We start from the raw sequence: 14,996 nt of genomic DNA, 5'->3' as shown, positions 1-14,996 counted from the left end.
CGGGGTAGGTAACGTTCGGCACCCTCATAAGGCACTGCCTCTCAAAAAATACGGCAATGCCTCTTGACATATAAATATGGCATTGCCTAATATTTCTCCATCAGCACCGACCCCGGTGCCTCACCGATGGAGCCAGCAATGTCCAGCCCCGCCACCTACGCCAAGATCTGCCGCCGCCCAGTGGTGCGCGCGGATCAGGAGCGCGCAGTAGTTACCGCCGACGGCCTGTATTGGGCTGTCATCGGCGAATTCACCACCCCTACCCCGGGCCGCACGCCGGCCTTCGTCGCACACGACATCCGCCAGCTGATGGTCGATGGCAGCGAGACGATCGACATGATCGACAACCTCGCGCCGGCCTATGTGCGTCACCTCGAAGCGCTGGCCGCCGATGACCTGGCCCTCTCGCGGAGGTACGCAGCATGACCACCGCCGTCATCGCCGAACTGTCGTACGGCACCAGCGCCGAGAAGGCGTTCCTCCAGCGCCTCGCCGGCGGCAAGGCAGCAACCATGCTGCTGCGCAACTACATCGCCGCGGCGGAGAAGCGCGTCGCCTGGGGCTCGATCGACAAGACCGAAGTGCTGCTCTACGCCGAGCTGCTGCTGCAGGAAGCGGTGGCCGAAGAGGCCGCAGAAGCTGCTGCTCAAGTTCAGCGCGTGTGGAGGGCTGCGTGATGACCACGACCGAAGCCGCCGCCCGCCAGGCAGCACGCGCAAACCTGCAGCAAGAACTCATCGCAGCACTGACGGCCTTGCTGGATCAGTTTGATAAGCCGGGCGTCATCTGGCCGCAGATCCAGGCCATCTCGGCGGCCAGATCTGTCCTTGCCAAAGCTCGTGGAGAGCAAGCGTGAAGCGCTACGCCTTACTGCTAGCGGTGCTGATCTACCTGGTGCCGACCGGCGTGTGCCTGCTGGCAGTCCTGATCATCGGCTGCGTATCGAAAGGAGCATCGCTGTGATCGACATGAGCGACTTCAACGCGCTGCGCGAGCGCCAGGCGAAGAACCTGCAGCGCCTGCGCACCGCCACCTGGCTCGCGATCGGCGTGCTGCTGCTGGCCAACGCAATTCAGGCGCTGGGGCTCGCATGACCTACGACCCCGCATCCAACGACCTGCTGGCCTGCGCAAAGTGCACGCGCGGCCGGCAATGGGCCGGCGCCATTGGCTTCGGCCTGGCCGCCGGCGTGATCTGGTACCTGACCGTCGCGATCCGCGCCGGCGCCCTGTAACCCCGCTCTACCTGGAGACCACCATGGAACAAGCCGCACCCCAGATCGACATGCAGAAGTCGAGTCCTCGAAGATCCACAGCATTGGCCACGACGCCGAGACAAACACGCTGGCCATCCGCTTCAAGAGCTACGACGGCAAGGCCACCTCGCTCTACCACTACAGCAACGTCACGGCCGACGACTTCGCTGCGCTGCGCGATGCCGAGTCCATCGGCTCGCACTTCCACAAGCAGATCAAGCCGCACGACAAGAAGTACCCGTACGTGAAGGTTGAAGCCGCGCCGGCAGCCTGAATCCCACCATCAACAGGAGATCCGCACCATGAGCACTGCCGCCGTCGAGCGCCCGGCTCCGAACCAAAGCCTCGTTGCCAAATTTGCCAACCGCTACAGCATCGATGCGAACAAGCTGATGGCCACGCTCAAGGCCACGGCATTCCGCCAGCGCGGCGACGCGCAGATCACCGACGAGCAAATGGCGGCTCTGCTGATCGTTGCCGATCAGCATGGACTGAATCCCTTCACCAAGGAGATCTACGCCTATCCCGACAAGAACAACGGCATCGTTCCCGTAGTCAGCGTGGACGGTTGGTCCCGGATCATCAACGAACACCCACAGTTCGACGGCTACGAGTTCATCTACTCCGACGAAACTGCGCAGCACAAAGGGAAGCTGTCCTTCCTGTGGATCGAATGCGTGATCCATCGTAAGGACCGCAACCGCCCGACTGCTGTTCGCGAGTACTTCGATGAAGTCGTGCGCGAACTGAATTTCGCCACGCCATGGGACACCCACCCGAAGCGCATGCATCGGCATAAGTCGCTCATCCAGTCGGCGCGCCTCGCATTTGGCTTCGCCGGCATCTACGACGAAGACGAAGCCCAGCGCATCGTTGAGCGCGACATGGGCGCCGCGGACGTGGCACGGCCCGTCGCCGGCCAGGTAGTTGCCATGCCGCAAGCGAAGCCCAAGGCAAAGCAGATCGAGCACCAAGAAGCGACGACGCTGCAGCAGCCCGCTCGCTCCCAGCAGCAGGCCGAACCGGTCGAGCGCGCAGCCACCGAACAGCCGGCCCGCCGCACGCAGCAGTCGCGCGAGTTCGAAGATGTCGAAGCGAACGACCTGGCCACCGACGGCGAGAAGCAGTGGGTGCGCAGCAAGCTCGGCAGCGCCGACATCGCGGTCGCCGATGCACTGCAGGCGATTGGCCTGTCGACGCCCGAGTCCCTCGACGGCCTGACGCGCGACGGCTTCGTGGCGCTGCAGGACTACATCAAGGAGAGCTGCTGATGTCCGCCCTGCTCTTCGACGAGGCGTCGCACACCTACACCGTCGACGGTGAGCGCATCCCCAGCGTGACGCAGATCCTCGCGCCGCTGAACGACCTGTCGTTCATCAAGCCCGACGTGCTGGCCTACAAGCGCCAGCTCGGGACGGCCGTGCACAAAGCGACGGAACTGTACGACCAGGGCGAACTGGACGAGTCGACGGTGCCTGAAGTCGTGCAGCCCTATCTGGACGCGTGGATCCGCCTCCGCACCGAATTGCCCTTTGAAATTCTGGGCATGGAGGAGCGCGTCTATCACCCGTCGCATCGCTACGCCGGCACGTACGACCGCCTGGTGCTGCTCGACGGTAAGCGCTGCGTCTGGGATCTGAAGACCGGCGGCATGTTTCCCAGCTACGGCCCGCAGACCGCCGCCTACAAGAACGCCGTGGAGAAGGTAAGTGGCAAGCGCGTGGAGGGCCGCTACACGGTGGAACTGCGCGACGACGGTACTTACCGCCTGCATGAAATGACCGATCCGGACGACTGGCCGACCTTCCTCGGCTGCCTCGCCCTGCACCGCTTCAAGACCAAGCACGCCGCCTGAGCGCGGCCTCCGGAGATCAAGACCATGACCGACACCACCAACGCCCAAGGCACCGTCGCCTATGACGCCAGCGCAGCCATCGTGCTGACGGGCAAGGCGCAGAAGCTGCTTGTCAGCGCGCAGTCCTTCACCATCGACAGCCCGACCATGTACGAGCTGGCCGCCGATGACCTTCGAACCGTCAAGGCGCTGTCCAAGGACGTCGAGGAGAAGCGCACCGCCATCACCGGGCCTCTTAACCAAGCCGTGAAGGCTGTCAACGACCTGTTCCGCGCGCCGAAAGACTTCCTGCAGTCAGCCGAAACCGCGCTGAAGGGCGCCATGCTGGCCTACGACCGCGAGCAGCAGCGCAAGGCAGATGAAGCGCGTCGCGAAGCCGAGCGCCTGGCGCGTGAAGAGCGCGAGCGCATCGAAGCAGAGGCGCGCGAGACCGCTCGTAAGGCACAGGAAGAGGCTGACCGCATCGCGAAGGAAGCGATCGCCGCCGCCGCGGCCGGCGATCAGGGCAAGGCCGAGGAACTGAAGCAGCAGGCCGAGCAGACGGCCGCCGCCGGCGCGGCTGAAGCCGAGGCAATCGCCAACACGGCTGACATGGTTGTCGCGGCACCCGTGCCGGTCGTGACCGCGGCGCCGAAGGTCGCCGGCCTGTCTACGCGCCAGAACTGGAAGGCGCGCCTGACCGACAAGATGGCCCTGATCCGCTTCGTCGCCGAGCACCCCGAGCACCAGCATCTGCTCGACGTCAACCAGTCCGGCCTGAATCAGCTCGCCAAGGCTCAGAAAGACGCCATGCGCCTGCCCGGCGTTGAAGCCTACCCCGACGCGGTGATGTCCGCGCGCGCGGCCTGACCCACCTCTTAATCACCGGAGCCATACCCATGCTCGAACTCGATACCGAACTGGTCAAGATCCTCCACATCAACACACGCAACGAGAAGCACGGCGACGACAACGTGCTGGGCGTGGACCTGAAGCTGCAGGCGCGTCTGTCGAACGACGTGCTGTCACAGTTCTCGCCGACGCTGAAGGCGGCCTTCTACCACAAGGACGAGGCCGTGCAGGGCGATCTGGTGACGGATGCCTGCTACCTACCGAATCTGAAGAACCCGAAGCTCGGCGCGGTGAAGTGGGAAGGCGACTGGGAGCACCAGGTGCTACGCATCCACAACGGCGTGCGCGAAGAATTCGACATCGTGCTGGACGAGTCGAAGGTCAACAAGGTCGCCTTCGACTTCCAGGAGGGCGGCACCGTGTTCGTCAACTTTCGCGTGCAGGCGCACCCGGACGAGACCACCACCGCGAAGCTGCTGTCGCTGCTGGGGCAGGAAGTTCACATGAGCCTGCACTTCGACGAGCCGGCGCAGCTGAAGGAAGCGGCCTGACGATCAACGGGGGAAAGCGGATTCTGTCCGACCGCGGCTGAGCGTGAAGCCCGTAGCCGGGAGATGCCGAGTCAGCCGCTATGCGCGGTAGGCGGCGCAGACAGTGCAGCGAGTACCCCACCTTTTCAACGGGCAGGCCGGCGGCGGGACAACGCCGAGTCCTGAAAAAGAGCGCGCGACACCTTTCTCCTTTGGTTCGAAAGTCGCCGGCCCGCCCACCCTACCAGCGCACTAGACATGGAAGAGATCACCAAGGCAATGCCGATCGAGATGGTCGGCCACGTCGGCAAATGCCAGAGCCACCCGAGCGGGTATGAGCACGCTGCGAAGCTCGGCTATTCCAAACCGAGCGCGTCGCGCATCGCTGCCTATGCCATGCAGACGCTGGAAGCTGCGCGCACGAAAGACGTCGAGGCGCACGAGAAGAACATTTCCGCACTGGCACACAACCAGGCGCTGCGGGATCGGATCGTGAGCATGATGAAGGCGGCCGGCATCCCCGATAGTTGGTCAGAGCGCGACCACGCCTCGCGTGCGCGCTATCCGAAGAGCAAGACCGTGTCCGCCGGATACCTGAGCGATCTCGCCAAGCATGTGGCTGTTTCCGACGGCTTTGCCTCCGCCACTTCGACCTATGAGTCGCTGAAGAAGCGCTACGAGGAATATGCAGCGACCGCGGCGCAAGAAGCGCAACGTGCCGAGCAGCAGCGCGCGGCCGAAGCGGATCGCCAGAAGGAAGAGCGGCGCAAGAACATCGCCCTGGTGTCGATCATTCTGCGCCACGGCTTGGACGAGGATTCGGATTGGCCGGACATCCTGGAAGCGCTGCGCTCGAAGGACCAGCGCCTGGATCTGGCGGTCGCTATGCAGCAGACGCGCGGCGACTGGTCAGAAGGCACATATCGCGTGCGCGATGCCCTGGACCGCTTCCAGATCGAGACCACCGAGGACAAGGACATCGCCAACGACGTGTTGGCCTGCCTGGAAGACTTCTGCGACGGCCGTGTCTTTCGCGACACGACGTGGAATTACTCCCGGCTGTTCGCTTCCGTAGCAGACCAGCAGCTCGCAGCGGACGTTCAGCAAGCAGCTACCAACGTGGAGGCATAACAGCATGTCCTGGCCCATCGGAACCACAGTCAGCATGGCCACGCGCCGACTGAACGAAGACGTCGTTGACCTCGCGCGCGACTCCACGGCGCTGAAGCGCGAGAACGCTGAACTGCGCCGCCAGTTGATGACGGCCCAGCGCGCGGCAGCACTCGCCGAGGAAGCGCTGGCCATCAGCCGCCAGGCGCACGCCGTCATGTCCCTTCAACTCGCCCAGTTGGAGAAGCTGGCGCACGAGATCAAGCGCGCCGCAGTGAAGCAGCCCCACTGGCCGCTCGCGCGCTGGGTGAAGTTCGGGCCGATGGCCGCCCTCCTCGTATCGATCAAGGATCAACTATGAAAGAGGCCTGCACCGCGGTTATTTTGAGCATCCTTGAAAAGGACCTCTGCTCGACAGCAGAAAATCTTGGTCTGCTCGACCAGCCCGTCTGCTCTTTCGAGAAGGTTAGCGATGGCCCGCTCTTTGTCCTCAAAGGGTTGGGGGGCGCCGTTCTTCAACGGAAAACGCATCTGGAGTTCGCGCGCGAGGTGTCGAACATCGAATGCAAGCCCTGCGCGAACCGAATCAACTTCATCACGTTCATAGTCGCGCAGCCGCGCAAGCAAATCATTAACTGCCACAACGTCAAGCTCGAAGGTCCATGGGCCGCGCACTTTGGCCCCCATAGCAAGGAGCAGGAACACAAAATCGTTCGCGAGGACGTTCATTCGGTTCGCCAAGACAACCGACGCTTCAAGCTGCTCCAGAACGAGTGCTTCCCGCTCCAGTTTCCGCTGCCTCGCGGGAATCCAAATCGCGACGCAGATCGCTATTACGGAACCAATTGCCTGGAACCAAGCAGCCATGCCGTCCTTGTCTGGCCACATTGCGTGACAAGCCAAAGTAATGACGGTGAGCGCCGAAAGAGCAAATCCGAATTCCAACCACTGCCATGCACGCCGAAGCATTTTCCCCACTCTCCAATTTTTTGCGAGGCATCCTAGCATGATCATTCACGAGTACAAGACATTCGGCTTCTGCTGCGGCCTCGGCGGCGGTGCCAAGGGTTTTAAGAAGGCCGCATCCCGGGTGGGGAACATGGTCGCGAAGTGGCGCTGCATCGGGGGCATCGATGTCGACCCGGCAGCGGCCCGCGACTTCCAGCAACTGGTCGGCGTGCCATGCACGGTCATGGATCTGTTCACCCGCCAGCAGTACACGGCCTTCCACGGCAAAGAGCCGCCGGTCGGCTGGCGCGAGGCCACGTCGAACGACATCGTGCGCGCTGCTGGGCACGAACGGCCGAACTGCGTCTTCATCTCGTCGCCGTGCAAGGGTGCCTCAGGCCTTCTGTCTGAGACGCTAAGCCGCACGCCGAAGTACCAGGCGCTGAACGAGCTGACGCTGCGCTGCGTCTGGCTAATGTGTGAAGCCTGGAAGGATGATCCGGTCGAGTTGATCGTGTTCGAGAACGTGCCGCGGCTGGCTACGCGCGGCCGGCACCTTCTGGACCAGATTAACCAGATCCTGCGCCACTACGGCTATGCCGTGAACGAGACCACCCACGACTGCGGCGAGCTCGGTGGCCTTGCGCAGAGCCGCAAGCGCTTCTTGCTGGTGGCGCGCCACATGGAGAAGGTGCCGGCCTTCCTGTACGAGCCCGAGCTGCGGCGTCTGCAGGGCGTCGGTACCGTGCTCGGTCGCATGCCGCAACCTGGTGACGCCACCGGCGGCCCGATGCACCGCGTGCCGTCTCTGCAGTGGAAAACGTGGGTGCGCCTGGCGTTCGTCGAGGCCGGCAGCGACTGGCGCAGCCTGAACCGCCTGGAGGTGGTCGACGGGCATCTGCGGGACTACTTGATCATGCCCGAGCGCCGCAACGGCGCGCTGGGTGTCCTGAACTGGGAAGAGCATGCCGGCGCGGTGGCTGGCGAGTCGCTGCCCAGCAACGGCACCTTCTCAATTGCGGACCCGCGCGGCCCGGCCAACGCGGCACAGTACCAGCAGTACGGCGTGCTTCGCTGGGGCGAGGCGTCGGGCGCAATCATCGGCGTTAAGTCACCTGGTCAAGGCACGTTCAGCGTCGCCGACCCGCGCCACGCTGGCCCGGCCAAGCACAATAACGAGTTCCGGATCGTTCCGTGGCAGCAAGCCGTCGGCGCGGTCACCAGTGCGCACGGCACTGGTCAGTGCGTGCAGGACCCGCGCGCATCGACTGGATTCGAGGGTGCGGGAAAGTACCGCATCACCGGCTACGACGAGCCGGCCGGCACGGTCATCGGGCGCAGCGATACCGGCCAGGGCGCATATGCAGTGGCGGACCCCCGCCCCGGAATGCGTCGCGAGCCCGGCGATCACTACCTGACGGGCGGGCATTACGGCGTGGTGGGCTGGGATCAGCCCAGCGGCGCGGTGTCGGCAGCTGCTGGCCACGACAACGGCCGCTGGTCGGTCGCAGATCCGCGACTGCCGGCGGCGAACGACAAGCTGGTGGCCATCATCCGCGCGCTCGACGGCACCTGGCACCGTCCTTTCACCACGCTGGAGCTCGCAGCCATCCAGTCGCTGATCGAGCCGGAGGAGTACCTGGAGTTGGACGGCCTCAGCGATCAGGCTTGGCGCGAGCGCATCGGCAACGCGGTGCCGCCGGACGCCGCCCAGGCTATCGCCGAGGTGATGGGCACCACCCTACTTCTGGCCGAGACGGGCGAGAATTTCATGCTTTCGGCCACGCCGGTCTGGGTGCGGCCGGTGGCCGTGGCGCTGTCTGTGGCACAGCATGCGGAGGCGATGTGATGGCCTATTTTCCGACCAACCCGGCAACGGCCACAAATGCGGAAACGAGAGCTATACCAAGAGCCCATTTCGAAATGCGGAGTGCTTGCTGCGCAGTCTCGGCTTGGTCCTGCGCCGCCTCAACTGCCCGCTCCGTCGCCAAAAGCGCTCGTTCCTCGCGTATCTCGGCTCGCTCGCTGTCGATCCTATCGAGATATGCACGAGCGTTCTCTAAACGTCTGTCACCGAATGCGTGGCGCTCTACGTTCTGCCGAAATTCGTCCTCGCTGTGTTTATCAATCCACTCGAGTATTTCGGCATCGGTTTCGAAGTTCGCCATGGCTTGCCTCCTATCGCTCCAAAGTAGCGTAGCACGCGAAGGAAGAAAGGCGGATAGGGATGGCGAGGTAAGCCTATTCCTCCACGCCAAGAATTACATCCACCCCATGCCGGACAACGCCAGCGCCGTGCTGCGAGCCAGGACCCGCCAATCAAAAGGTCGCAACATCTTGGCGCGCCTTTTCTTCGCCGTAGTCGAGGGCGGCAGCGACGCTCACAAAATAGTCGGTACCGTCGATGAGATCGTAGGACTGGACCTGGAGAAGGTCGCCTCGGACAGGTCGGCCATCGGTGCGAATGATCGAATAGCGAACTACGTAGCCTGGCCTACTCGAGTCATTGTTCTGGTCGGCCTGAATCGAAACCTCATATTCGCCGATCGTGACACGTCGTTCCATGGCTCCCTCCGTACTGCTGGGCGCGGCCTAATCCTCGGTGCCCAGAATCACGTCCACTGCGGCCCTGCCAGCCAACTCGGCGACAAGGTATGCCCAACGCTCGGTGTATGGCCCACCGAACACCTTGATGCGCTTGCCTATGGCCGCGACCCCAGGCGGGCTCATAGGTCCTTCAATCTCGAACCAGACGTTGAACATGTCCGTGGACACCTTTTGCACATCGAGGTGAATGTTGAATCCACGATACTCGATCACGCGCTCCATGGCCGTCTCCAGTCCTTTGAAGGCATCCTAGCATGACGAAAGAACGCCCCATCCTCTTCAGCGGCTCCATGGTGCGCGCCATCCTGGACGGCCGGAAAACTCAAACCCGGCGCATCGTGAAGCTGCCGCACAACAACCCGCTCGGCGTGTGGGAGCCGACCACGATGGGCGGAGAGAACGGCGGCCGGACCGCCGCAGGCGAAACCGTACCGCTGCAGGGCGCCATCTGGCATACGCGCACCGGAGAGTGCCTGTGCAGCCCTTATGGCCAGCACGGCGACCGCCTGTGGGTGCGCGAGACGTGGGCACAGCCGGTCCCGTTGGACCCGGGCCCCACAGTCTACCGAGCTGATTACCCGGCGTGCGTGCCACCCGGCTACGAGCGCATTCCTACGGCCGACGAGATTACCTGGAAGCCAAGCATCCACATGCCGCGCGCGCTGTGCCGTCTGCGGCTGGAAGTCACCGGCGTGCGCGTCGAGCGGCTGAACGACTGCAGCGAGGCCGACGCGATCGCCGAGGGCATCGAGAAGACCACGAATGGATTCTGGAGCCTCTACGGCCAGGCCGGTGTGGACGGCACCTACTCGCCGCGAGCCTCGTATCGCGCGCTGTGGGACAGCATCAATGGCGCCGGCGCCTGGGAGGCCAACCCGTGGGTGTGGGTGGTGGAATTCAGGAGGGTTCCGCGTTGATTCTCGACCCACGCCTTCGCCCATGCGATGCCTGCCGCGACGGCAAGGTTGAACGTTGCGTAAGAGCCCAGAGGCTCCGACGCCTCCAGAACGAGATGGTCCTTTTGCACGGTGCCAAAGGCTTCGAACGAGCCATCAGCCAGTTGCTTCGCAAAGCCACGAACTGTGTAGTCCTTGTAGCTCTCAATGCCCATGGTAGCCCCCTGTTTCGGAAGATCGTAGCATGAAGCACCTGACCATCCAGACCCTCGACGGCGAGTCCGGCTGCCTCCTATCCGACTGTGAGCAGTACCGATACCGCCTCTGGCGCGTCTGGGACGACAGCCGGCCAGCGCTCGGCTTCATCATGCTCAACCCTTCGACGGCTGACCACCAGGTCAACGATCCGACCATCACCAGGTGCATGCAGCGGGCGCTTGCCGGCAGGTACGGCGGGCTGGAGGTCGTCAACCTATTTCCGCTGCGATCGACAGATCCCGACGGGCTGTTGTCACATCCGGCGCCGCTTGGCGATCGGCCCGACCGGAATAACGTGGCAATCATGGACGCGATCGACAACTGCTCGCTGGTGATCTGCGCCTGGGGCGCGCACAAGGCGGCGCCGGTGCGCGCGGCGGAAGTGTTGCGAATCGTCCGCATGTGCGGCCGTGGCAACCGACTCCATCACCTCGGCCTGAATCAGGACGGCAGCCCAAAACATCCGCTCTACATCGCGGCAAAGACGCGGCCGGAGCGTTTCACAGCCGATAGCCTGTAATCTTGAAATACAACGTATAGCCTGTAAATGCAGCAAGCAGAACGAATCATCGAATTGACCCGCCGGGCTTGGCGGATTGGAGAGAGCAAATGAAGAAGCGCCTGGACGAATGGCTTAAGTCGCAATTCGACCCGCCGCCAGCAATCCGCACCGCGCGGCTATGGATCCGCGACGGCAAGATCTATCCGGCTCCCGTAAAGGTCGGCCGTTCCTACTATGTGGAGGAAAACGCGGTCTTCCAAAACGGTGTCGCCCGCCCTTCCCTCGCCAGCCGCATCCCACAATAAAGAGCCATGGCCGCCCGTCCCCGTATCCGCAAGCGTGCACACTTCCCGCCCAACCTCCACGAGCCGCGGCCCGGGTATTTCACCTGGCGCGACCCTCGCGACGGCAAGACCCATGTCATCGGCCGGGTGCCGACAGCTCAGGCGATTCACGAAGCGCTGGAGGCAAACCTGGTAGTCGAGCGCGGCGCGGTAGACCGCGCTCTCGCAGTGCGAGTGTCAGCCGGCAAGGAGACGGTCACGCAGCTGATCGAGAAGATGCCAACCGATGGGGTAAAGCATTCCACTGTGGTCGCGCGGAACGGCTTTGACCGGGTGATCCGCAACGCCATCGGGCATATCGAATGCGCAGCGCTGACCACCAAGGACATTGCCGACATGCTCGAAGCCATCAAGGAAAAAGGCACGTTGGCCTATGCAAAGAAGATAAGGACACGCGTCACCACAATATGCACGAAGGGCATTGCGCTCGGCTGGATGGACAGGAACCCCGCCGCCCTGACTGAGAAGGTCAAGGTGAAGGTGATGCGTCGACGCCTGACGCTGGCCGAGTTCAACGCGATCTTGGACAAGGCCCCGGAGGTAGCGGACTGGTTACCGAATGCGATGCTGCTGGCGCTGGTGTCAGGCCAGGATCGGTCAACTGTCGCGCGTTGGGAGCGCTCGTTCGTCAAGGGCGAGGTCGCCGTCCTGCAGCGGTCGAAGACCGCGGTACGGATTGCCATTCCGACAGCTTTGCGCATGGACGCTGTCGGCATGTCGCTGGCAGACGTGATTGCGCGCTGCAAATCCACAGGCGTCGTCAGCAAGTACCTGATCCACCATGTCAGGTCGATCGGCACGACCAAGCGAGGCGACCCGGTACGCCTCAGCACTATCTCGATCTCGTTTGCTGAGGCCAGGGAATTGGCCGGCATCCACGGCGAGGACGCGCCCACGTTTCATGAGATTCGTAGCCTCTGCAAGCGGCTCTACATGGAACAGGGCGGCATCGATACCAAGGCGCTGCTTGGCCACATGAGCGATGCTATCGCGGATCTCTACGCCAACAATCGCGGCTTGGAGCCGATCAAAGTGAGCATCAACGCTGCGTAGGTTTTAAACGAATTTTGAACAAGTTTTGAACACCTACCCGCTAACCCGCTCCAGCATTGGGAATAAAAAAAGCGCGCCGTCCCTGAGAGAGAACGGCGCGTCGCCTAAAAAGGAGGACGTGATGATCGCACGCCCCCCGATCCGCCGGACCCACTAGCCGGCGGAGTGACCAGGAGAGTCAGGCCACTTTCTTGTCTTCGAAGAACTGCTCGTCTTCGGTCGAACCCTTCAGCGCGGTAGTCGACGACTGGCCGCCTTCGATGGTCTGGGTCACGGCATCGAAGTAGCCGGTGCCGACTTCGCGCTGGTGCTTGACCGCGGTGAAGCCCTTCTCGGCCGCCTTGAACTCGGCTTCCTGCAGTTCCACGAATGCGCTCATCTGGTTGCGGGCGTAGCCGTAGGCCAGGTTGAACATCGAGTAGTTCAGCGAGTGGAAGCCGGCCAGCGTGATGAACTGGAACTTGTAGCCCATCGCACCCAGTTCCTTCTGGAACTTGGCGATGGTGGCGTCGTCCAGGTTCTTCTTCCAGTTGAACGACGGCGAGCAGTTGTACGCCAGCATCTTGCCCGGGAACCTGGCGTGCACGGCTTCGGCAAACTTCTTGGCGAACTCGAGGTCCGGCTTGCCGGTTTCGCACCACACCAGGTCGGCCACTTCAGCGTACGCCAGCGCGCGCGAGATCGACTGCTCCAGGCCGTTGCGGACGCGGTAGAAGCCTTCCACGGTGCGCTCGCCGGTGCAGAACGGCTTGTCGTTGTCGTCGACGTCGGAGGTCAGCAGGTCGGCGGCTTCTGCGTCGGTACGAGCGATCACCAGGGTCGGCACGCCCGAGACGTCGGCAGCCAGGCGCGCGGCGGTCAGCTTGGCGACGGCTTCGCGGGTCGGCACCAGCACCTTGCCGCCCATGTGGCCGCACTTCTTGACCGAAGCCAGCTGGTCTTCGAAGTGAACGCCGGCGGCGCCCGCTTCGATCATGGCCTTCATCAGTTCGAACGCGTTAAGCACGCCGCCAAAGCCGGCTTCGGCGTCAGCCACGATCGGGGCGAAGAAGTCGGTGTCGCCCTTGCCTTCGCTCCACTGGATCTGGTCGGCGCGCTGGAAGGTGTTGTTGATGCGCTTGACCACCTGCGGCACCGAGTTGGCCGGGTACAGCGACTGGTCGGGGTACATTTCGCCGGCCAGGTTTGCGTCGCCGGCAACCTGCCAGCCCGACAGGTAGATGGCCTTCAGGCCGGCCTTCACTTGCTGCATGGCCTGGTTGCCGGTCAGCGCGCCCAGCGAGTTGACGAACGGCTCGGTGTGCAGCAGGTTCCACAGCTTCTCGGAACCACGGCGGGCCAGGGTATGCTCGACCTGGACCGAACCACGCAGGCGCACAACGTCTTCAGCGGTGAAGTTGCGCTTGATACCTTTCCAGCGGGGATTGGTATCCCAGTCTTTTTGCAGTGCCTGGATCTGTTCTTGGCGGTTCATGGTCACTCTCCTGAAGATGCCTGGATGGCTGAGAATCTCTTGATCACCTGCCTTGGGGCGCCGCCTGTGGGGGCGTTTTTTGCGTCTCAGGTCATGTGTCTTATATAAGAGTGTAGGGAATGCTCCCGCGTTGCAACAACCCTGAACTGAAGTTGCCGCTTAGTTTTTTTCTTCAATAAATTCATATGCTTATGAAATTTATTTCACGATGCGGGACATAATCTTCCATCATGAGAAATGGAGTTGTGCTCCGCAAACCATGTATTTTTGCGGACCGCAACAGCTTTCCACATCGTGAAAAATCGCAGGAATGGCATGCATGCGCGTGATTGGTCGCAAGCGAGCCAAAAGGAAACGGCGCCTCAAGGGCGCCGTTGACCGGATGACTTTGCCTGACCGCTTTCAGGGGCTGGCAGGATCGCGCGCGCGGCGGTAGGCCACCCAGTCGCCGCTGCCAATATGCGGCAACGCGGCCACGGCGGCTTCCGCCACCGGATACAGCAGGCAGGCAACGGGCTTGCCATCCTGCTGCACCGCGCATTCCTCGCGCACGAACAGCGTAGCCTGACCCGGGTACACCTCTTCGATCTCGTCCAGGACCGGCAGCAGTGCATCGGCAATGTCGTAGATATCCCCGACAACCGGCCCGGCCGCCGCATCCAGCACCAGCCCGGGATAGGTGCCGAAGTCATAGAGCCGGCCTGACACCGTCGCCGTGCCCAGCAGAGTGGGCGCGGCAATGCCGTGCCGCCGCGCGGCCGCATTCAGGTCGTTGACCTCGCCGGCGCGCAGCGTGCCGTAGACGAAGACGCGCGGCATGCTCAGCCCTCCAGCTTGTCGTCCGAGACCAGCACGCCGTCGGCGTCGACATAGATCCAGTTGCCCGGACGCACGACCGCACCGGGCATCTGCACCGTGACTTCGCTTTCGCCGGCGTTGCGCTTCTGGCTCTTCTGCGGATGCGCCGCGAGCGCGCGGATGCCGATGTCGCACACATCCAGCTCGGCGCTGTCGCGCACGCAGCCATTGACGACGATGCCGGCCCAGCCATTCTTCTCGGCCAGCAGGCCGAGATTGCCGCCGACCAGCGCGCAGCGCAGCGAGCCGCCGCCGTCGACCACCAGGACCCGGCCCTGGCCGGGCGCTTCCAGCACGGTGCGCACGAGTGCATTGTCTTCGAACACCTTCAGCGTCGCGGCCGGGCCGGCAAAGGCACCCTGCTTGCCCCAGGCGCGGAACACCGGCGCCATCACGCGCAGGGTGCCGGCCGCGAGGCGGTCTTCATGGGCGTCACACAGGTCGGTGGTGACAGGCTTCATCAATGGTCTCCTGA

At 63.2% G+C, this 14,996-nt stretch carries 24 protein-coding genes; 17 read left to right on the top strand and 7 right to left on the bottom strand.

The window, feature by feature from the left end; genetic code table 11:
* Positions 1-138: 138 nt before the first annotated feature.
* The 12 genes from ACAD63_RS07735 to ACAD63_RS07680 all read left to right on the top strand — a co-directional run bounded on the left by ACAD63_RS07735 (position 139) and on the right by ACAD63_RS07680 (position 5,942).
* Positions 139-426 carry a hypothetical protein gene (locus ACAD63_RS07735; protein ID WP_434033683.1) on the top strand — a complete coding sequence of 96 codons (288 nt, stop codon included), beginning with the start codon at positions 139-141 and terminating at the stop codon, positions 424-426.
* The gene (locus ACAD63_RS07730; protein WP_434033682.1) at positions 423-677 is read left to right on the top strand and encodes a hypothetical protein; all 255 of its coding nucleotides are present in this window, start codon (positions 423-425) and stop codon (positions 675-677) included. Before ACAD63_RS07735 ends, ACAD63_RS07730 begins: the two co-directional genes overlap by 4 nt.
* Entirely contained in the window at positions 677-856 is a 180-nt protein-coding gene (locus ACAD63_RS07725) for a hypothetical protein (RefSeq protein WP_434033681.1), read from the top strand. The genes ACAD63_RS07730 and ACAD63_RS07725 overlap by 1 nt, the downstream gene beginning before the upstream one ends.
* A 103-nt stretch (positions 857-959) precedes the next feature.
* Entirely contained in the window at positions 960-1,094 is a 135-nt protein-coding gene (locus tag ACAD63_RS07720) for a hypothetical protein (protein WP_434033680.1), read from the top strand.
* Positions 1,091-1,234: a hypothetical protein gene (locus ACAD63_RS07715; RefSeq protein WP_434033679.1), complete on the top strand. Its 144-nt coding sequence runs from the start codon at positions 1,091-1,093 to the stop codon at positions 1,232-1,234. The genes ACAD63_RS07720 and ACAD63_RS07715 overlap by 4 nt, the downstream gene beginning before the upstream one ends.
* Before the next feature lie 73 nt (positions 1,235-1,307).
* Positions 1,308-1,529, top strand: a complete 222-nt coding sequence (locus ACAD63_RS07710; RefSeq protein ID WP_434033968.1) for a KTSC domain-containing protein — start codon at positions 1,308-1,310, stop codon at positions 1,527-1,529.
* A gap of 28 nt (positions 1,530-1,557) precedes the next feature.
* Positions 1,558-2,526 (top strand): phage recombination protein Bet, encoded by a 969-nt coding sequence (bet, locus tag ACAD63_RS07705; RefSeq protein ID WP_434033678.1) that lies wholly within the window; start codon positions 1,558-1,560, stop codon positions 2,524-2,526.
* On the top strand, positions 2,526-3,110 hold the full coding sequence (locus ACAD63_RS07700; RefSeq protein WP_434033677.1) for a PD-(D/E)XK nuclease family protein: 585 nt from the start codon (positions 2,526-2,528) through the stop codon (positions 3,108-3,110). Before bet ends, ACAD63_RS07700 begins: the two co-directional genes overlap by 1 nt.
* A gap of 24 nt (positions 3,111-3,134) precedes the next feature.
* Positions 3,135-3,959, top strand: coding sequence for a hypothetical protein (locus ACAD63_RS07695; RefSeq protein WP_434033676.1), 825 nt, complete (start codon positions 3,135-3,137; stop codon positions 3,957-3,959).
* Between the two features lie 29 nt (positions 3,960-3,988).
* On the top strand, positions 3,989-4,492 hold the full coding sequence (locus ACAD63_RS07690; protein WP_434033675.1) for a hypothetical protein: 504 nt from the start codon (positions 3,989-3,991) through the stop codon (positions 4,490-4,492).
* 237 nt (positions 4,493-4,729) lie between these two features.
* Positions 4,730-5,602 (top strand): hypothetical protein, encoded by an 873-nt coding sequence (locus ACAD63_RS07685; protein WP_434033674.1) that lies wholly within the window; start codon positions 4,730-4,732, stop codon positions 5,600-5,602.
* Between the two features lie 4 nt (positions 5,603-5,606).
* Complete coding sequence (locus tag ACAD63_RS07680) at positions 5,607-5,942, top strand: hypothetical protein (RefSeq protein ID WP_434033673.1); 336 nt, start codon at positions 5,607-5,609, stop codon at positions 5,940-5,942.
* Here ACAD63_RS07680 and ACAD63_RS07675 read toward each other — a convergent pair.
* Positions 5,933-6,550 (bottom strand): hypothetical protein, encoded by a 618-nt coding sequence (locus ACAD63_RS07675; protein WP_434033672.1) that lies wholly within the window; start codon positions 6,548-6,550, stop codon positions 5,933-5,935. The genes ACAD63_RS07680 and ACAD63_RS07675 overlap by 10 nt on opposite strands.
* Before the next feature lie 37 nt (positions 6,551-6,587).
* Between ACAD63_RS07675 and ACAD63_RS07670 the strand changes: the two genes are divergently transcribed.
* Positions 6,588-8,378: a DNA cytosine methyltransferase gene (locus ACAD63_RS07670; RefSeq protein ID WP_434033671.1), complete on the top strand. Its 1,791-nt coding sequence runs from the start codon at positions 6,588-6,590 to the stop codon at positions 8,376-8,378.
* Positions 8,379-8,382: 4 nt separating this feature from the next.
* Here ACAD63_RS07670 and ACAD63_RS07665 read toward each other — a convergent pair whose 3' ends face one another.
* From ACAD63_RS07665 to ACAD63_RS07655, 3 genes are all read right to left on the bottom strand, one after another.
* Positions 8,383-8,697: a hypothetical protein gene (locus ACAD63_RS07665; protein ID WP_434033670.1), complete on the bottom strand. Its 315-nt coding sequence runs from the start codon at positions 8,695-8,697 to the stop codon at positions 8,383-8,385.
* A gap of 151 nt (positions 8,698-8,848) precedes the next feature.
* Positions 8,849-9,094, bottom strand: coding sequence for a hypothetical protein (locus tag ACAD63_RS07660; protein WP_434033669.1), 246 nt, complete (start codon positions 9,092-9,094; stop codon positions 8,849-8,851).
* Positions 9,095-9,121: 27 nt separating this feature from the next.
* Complete coding sequence (locus tag ACAD63_RS07655; protein ID WP_434033668.1) at positions 9,122-9,358, bottom strand: hypothetical protein; 237 nt, start codon at positions 9,356-9,358, stop codon at positions 9,122-9,124.
* 32 nt (positions 9,359-9,390) lie between these two features.
* Between ACAD63_RS07655 and ACAD63_RS07650 the strand changes: the two genes are divergently transcribed.
* The 4 genes from ACAD63_RS07650 to ACAD63_RS07635 all read left to right on the top strand — a co-directional run bounded on the left by ACAD63_RS07650 (position 9,391) and on the right by ACAD63_RS07635 (position 12,189).
* Positions 9,391-10,053, top strand: coding sequence for a hypothetical protein (locus tag ACAD63_RS07650; protein WP_434033667.1), 663 nt, complete (start codon positions 9,391-9,393; stop codon positions 10,051-10,053).
* A gap of 223 nt (positions 10,054-10,276) precedes the next feature.
* A complete protein-coding gene (locus tag ACAD63_RS07645; RefSeq protein WP_434033666.1) occupies positions 10,277-10,810 on the top strand; it encodes a DUF1643 domain-containing protein in 534 nt (177 codons plus the stop codon).
* Between the two features lie 89 nt (positions 10,811-10,899).
* On the top strand, positions 10,900-11,097 hold the full coding sequence (locus ACAD63_RS07640; RefSeq protein ID WP_434033665.1) for an excisionase: 198 nt from the start codon (positions 10,900-10,902) through the stop codon (positions 11,095-11,097).
* Positions 11,098-11,103: 6 nt separating this feature from the next.
* Positions 11,104-12,189, top strand: a complete 1,086-nt coding sequence (locus tag ACAD63_RS07635; RefSeq protein ID WP_434033664.1) for a phage integrase Arm DNA-binding domain-containing protein — start codon at positions 11,104-11,106, stop codon at positions 12,187-12,189.
* Positions 12,190-12,367: 178 nt separating this feature from the next.
* On the opposite strand, the gene aceA is transcribed toward ACAD63_RS07635, so the two are convergent.
* The 3 genes from aceA to rraA form a co-directional block, all read right to left on the bottom strand.
* Positions 12,368-13,663, bottom strand: coding sequence for an isocitrate lyase (gene aceA / locus ACAD63_RS07630; protein ID WP_135705447.1), 1,296 nt, complete (start codon positions 13,661-13,663; stop codon positions 12,368-12,370).
* Between the two features lie 402 nt (positions 13,664-14,065).
* Positions 14,066-14,482, bottom strand: coding sequence for a gamma-glutamylcyclotransferase family protein (locus tag ACAD63_RS07625; RefSeq protein WP_133096424.1), 417 nt, complete (start codon positions 14,480-14,482; stop codon positions 14,066-14,068).
* Between the two features lie 2 nt (positions 14,483-14,484).
* On the bottom strand, positions 14,485-14,982 hold the full coding sequence (gene rraA / locus ACAD63_RS07620) for a ribonuclease E activity regulator RraA (RefSeq protein ID WP_135705448.1): 498 nt from the start codon (positions 14,980-14,982) through the stop codon (positions 14,485-14,487).
* Between the last annotated feature and the right edge of the window lie 14 nt (positions 14,983-14,996).

The sequence above is a fragment of the Cupriavidus sp. a3 genome, from assembly GCF_051015765.1.
Lineage (GTDB): Bacteria > Pseudomonadota > Gammaproteobacteria > Burkholderiales > Burkholderiaceae > Cupriavidus > Cupriavidus oxalaticus_A.
The sequence above is the reverse complement of the archived record's forward strand: the minus strand, read 5'-3'. Positions and strand labels throughout refer to the sequence as shown.

What these genes read in the sequence shown, in the direction of transcription:
- ACAD63_RS07735 (WP_434033683.1), top strand. Translation starts at nt 139, where the DNA reads ATGTCCAGCCCCGCCACCTACGCCAAGATCTGCCGCCGCCCAGTGGTG.
- ACAD63_RS07730 (WP_434033682.1), top strand. Translation starts at nt 423, where the DNA reads ATGACCACCGCCGTCATCGCCGAACTGTCGTACGGCACCAGCGCCGAG.
- ACAD63_RS07725 (WP_434033681.1), top strand. Translation starts at nt 677, where the DNA reads ATGACCACGACCGAAGCCGCCGCCCGCCAGGCAGCACGCGCAAACCTG.
- ACAD63_RS07715 (WP_434033679.1), top strand. Translation starts at nt 1,091, where the DNA reads ATGACCTACGACCCCGCATCCAACGACCTGCTGGCCTGCGCAAAGTGC.
- bet (WP_434033678.1), top strand. Translation starts at nt 1,558, where the DNA reads ATGAGCACTGCCGCCGTCGAGCGCCCGGCTCCGAACCAAAGCCTCGTT.
- ACAD63_RS07700 (WP_434033677.1), top strand. Translation starts at nt 2,526, where the DNA reads ATGTCCGCCCTGCTCTTCGACGAGGCGTCGCACACCTACACCGTCGAC.
- ACAD63_RS07695 (WP_434033676.1), top strand. Translation starts at nt 3,135, where the DNA reads ATGACCGACACCACCAACGCCCAAGGCACCGTCGCCTATGACGCCAGC.
- ACAD63_RS07690 (WP_434033675.1), top strand. Translation starts at nt 3,989, where the DNA reads ATGCTCGAACTCGATACCGAACTGGTCAAGATCCTCCACATCAACACA.
- ACAD63_RS07685 (WP_434033674.1), top strand. Translation starts at nt 4,730, where the DNA reads ATGGAAGAGATCACCAAGGCAATGCCGATCGAGATGGTCGGCCACGTC.
- ACAD63_RS07680 (WP_434033673.1), top strand. Translation starts at nt 5,607, where the DNA reads ATGTCCTGGCCCATCGGAACCACAGTCAGCATGGCCACGCGCCGACTG.
- ACAD63_RS07675 (WP_434033672.1), bottom strand. Translation starts at nt 6,550, where the DNA reads ATGCTTCGGCGTGCATGGCAGTGGTTGGAATTCGGATTTGCTCTTTCG.
- ACAD63_RS07670 (WP_434033671.1), top strand. Translation starts at nt 6,588, where the DNA reads ATGATCATTCACGAGTACAAGACATTCGGCTTCTGCTGCGGCCTCGGC.
- ACAD63_RS07665 (WP_434033670.1), bottom strand. Translation starts at nt 8,697, where the DNA reads ATGGCGAACTTCGAAACCGATGCCGAAATACTCGAGTGGATTGATAAA.
- ACAD63_RS07660 (WP_434033669.1), bottom strand. Translation starts at nt 9,094, where the DNA reads ATGGAACGACGTGTCACGATCGGCGAATATGAGGTTTCGATTCAGGCC.
- ACAD63_RS07655 (WP_434033668.1), bottom strand. Translation starts at nt 9,358, where the DNA reads ATGGAGCGCGTGATCGAGTATCGTGGATTCAACATTCACCTCGATGTG.
- ACAD63_RS07650 (WP_434033667.1), top strand. Translation starts at nt 9,391, where the DNA reads ATGACGAAAGAACGCCCCATCCTCTTCAGCGGCTCCATGGTGCGCGCC.
- ACAD63_RS07645 (WP_434033666.1), top strand. Translation starts at nt 10,277, where the DNA reads ATGAAGCACCTGACCATCCAGACCCTCGACGGCGAGTCCGGCTGCCTC.
- ACAD63_RS07640 (WP_434033665.1), top strand. Translation starts at nt 10,900, where the DNA reads ATGAAGAAGCGCCTGGACGAATGGCTTAAGTCGCAATTCGACCCGCCG.
- ACAD63_RS07635 (WP_434033664.1), top strand. Translation starts at nt 11,104, where the DNA reads ATGGCCGCCCGTCCCCGTATCCGCAAGCGTGCACACTTCCCGCCCAAC.
- aceA (WP_135705447.1), bottom strand. Translation starts at nt 13,663, where the DNA reads ATGAACCGCCAAGAACAGATCCAGGCACTGCAAAAAGACTGGGATACC.
- ACAD63_RS07625 (WP_133096424.1), bottom strand. Translation starts at nt 14,482, where the DNA reads ATGCCGCGCGTCTTCGTCTACGGCACGCTGCGCGCCGGCGAGGTCAAC.
- rraA (WP_135705448.1), bottom strand. Translation starts at nt 14,982, where the DNA reads ATGAAGCCTGTCACCACCGACCTGTGTGACGCCCATGAAGACCGCCTC.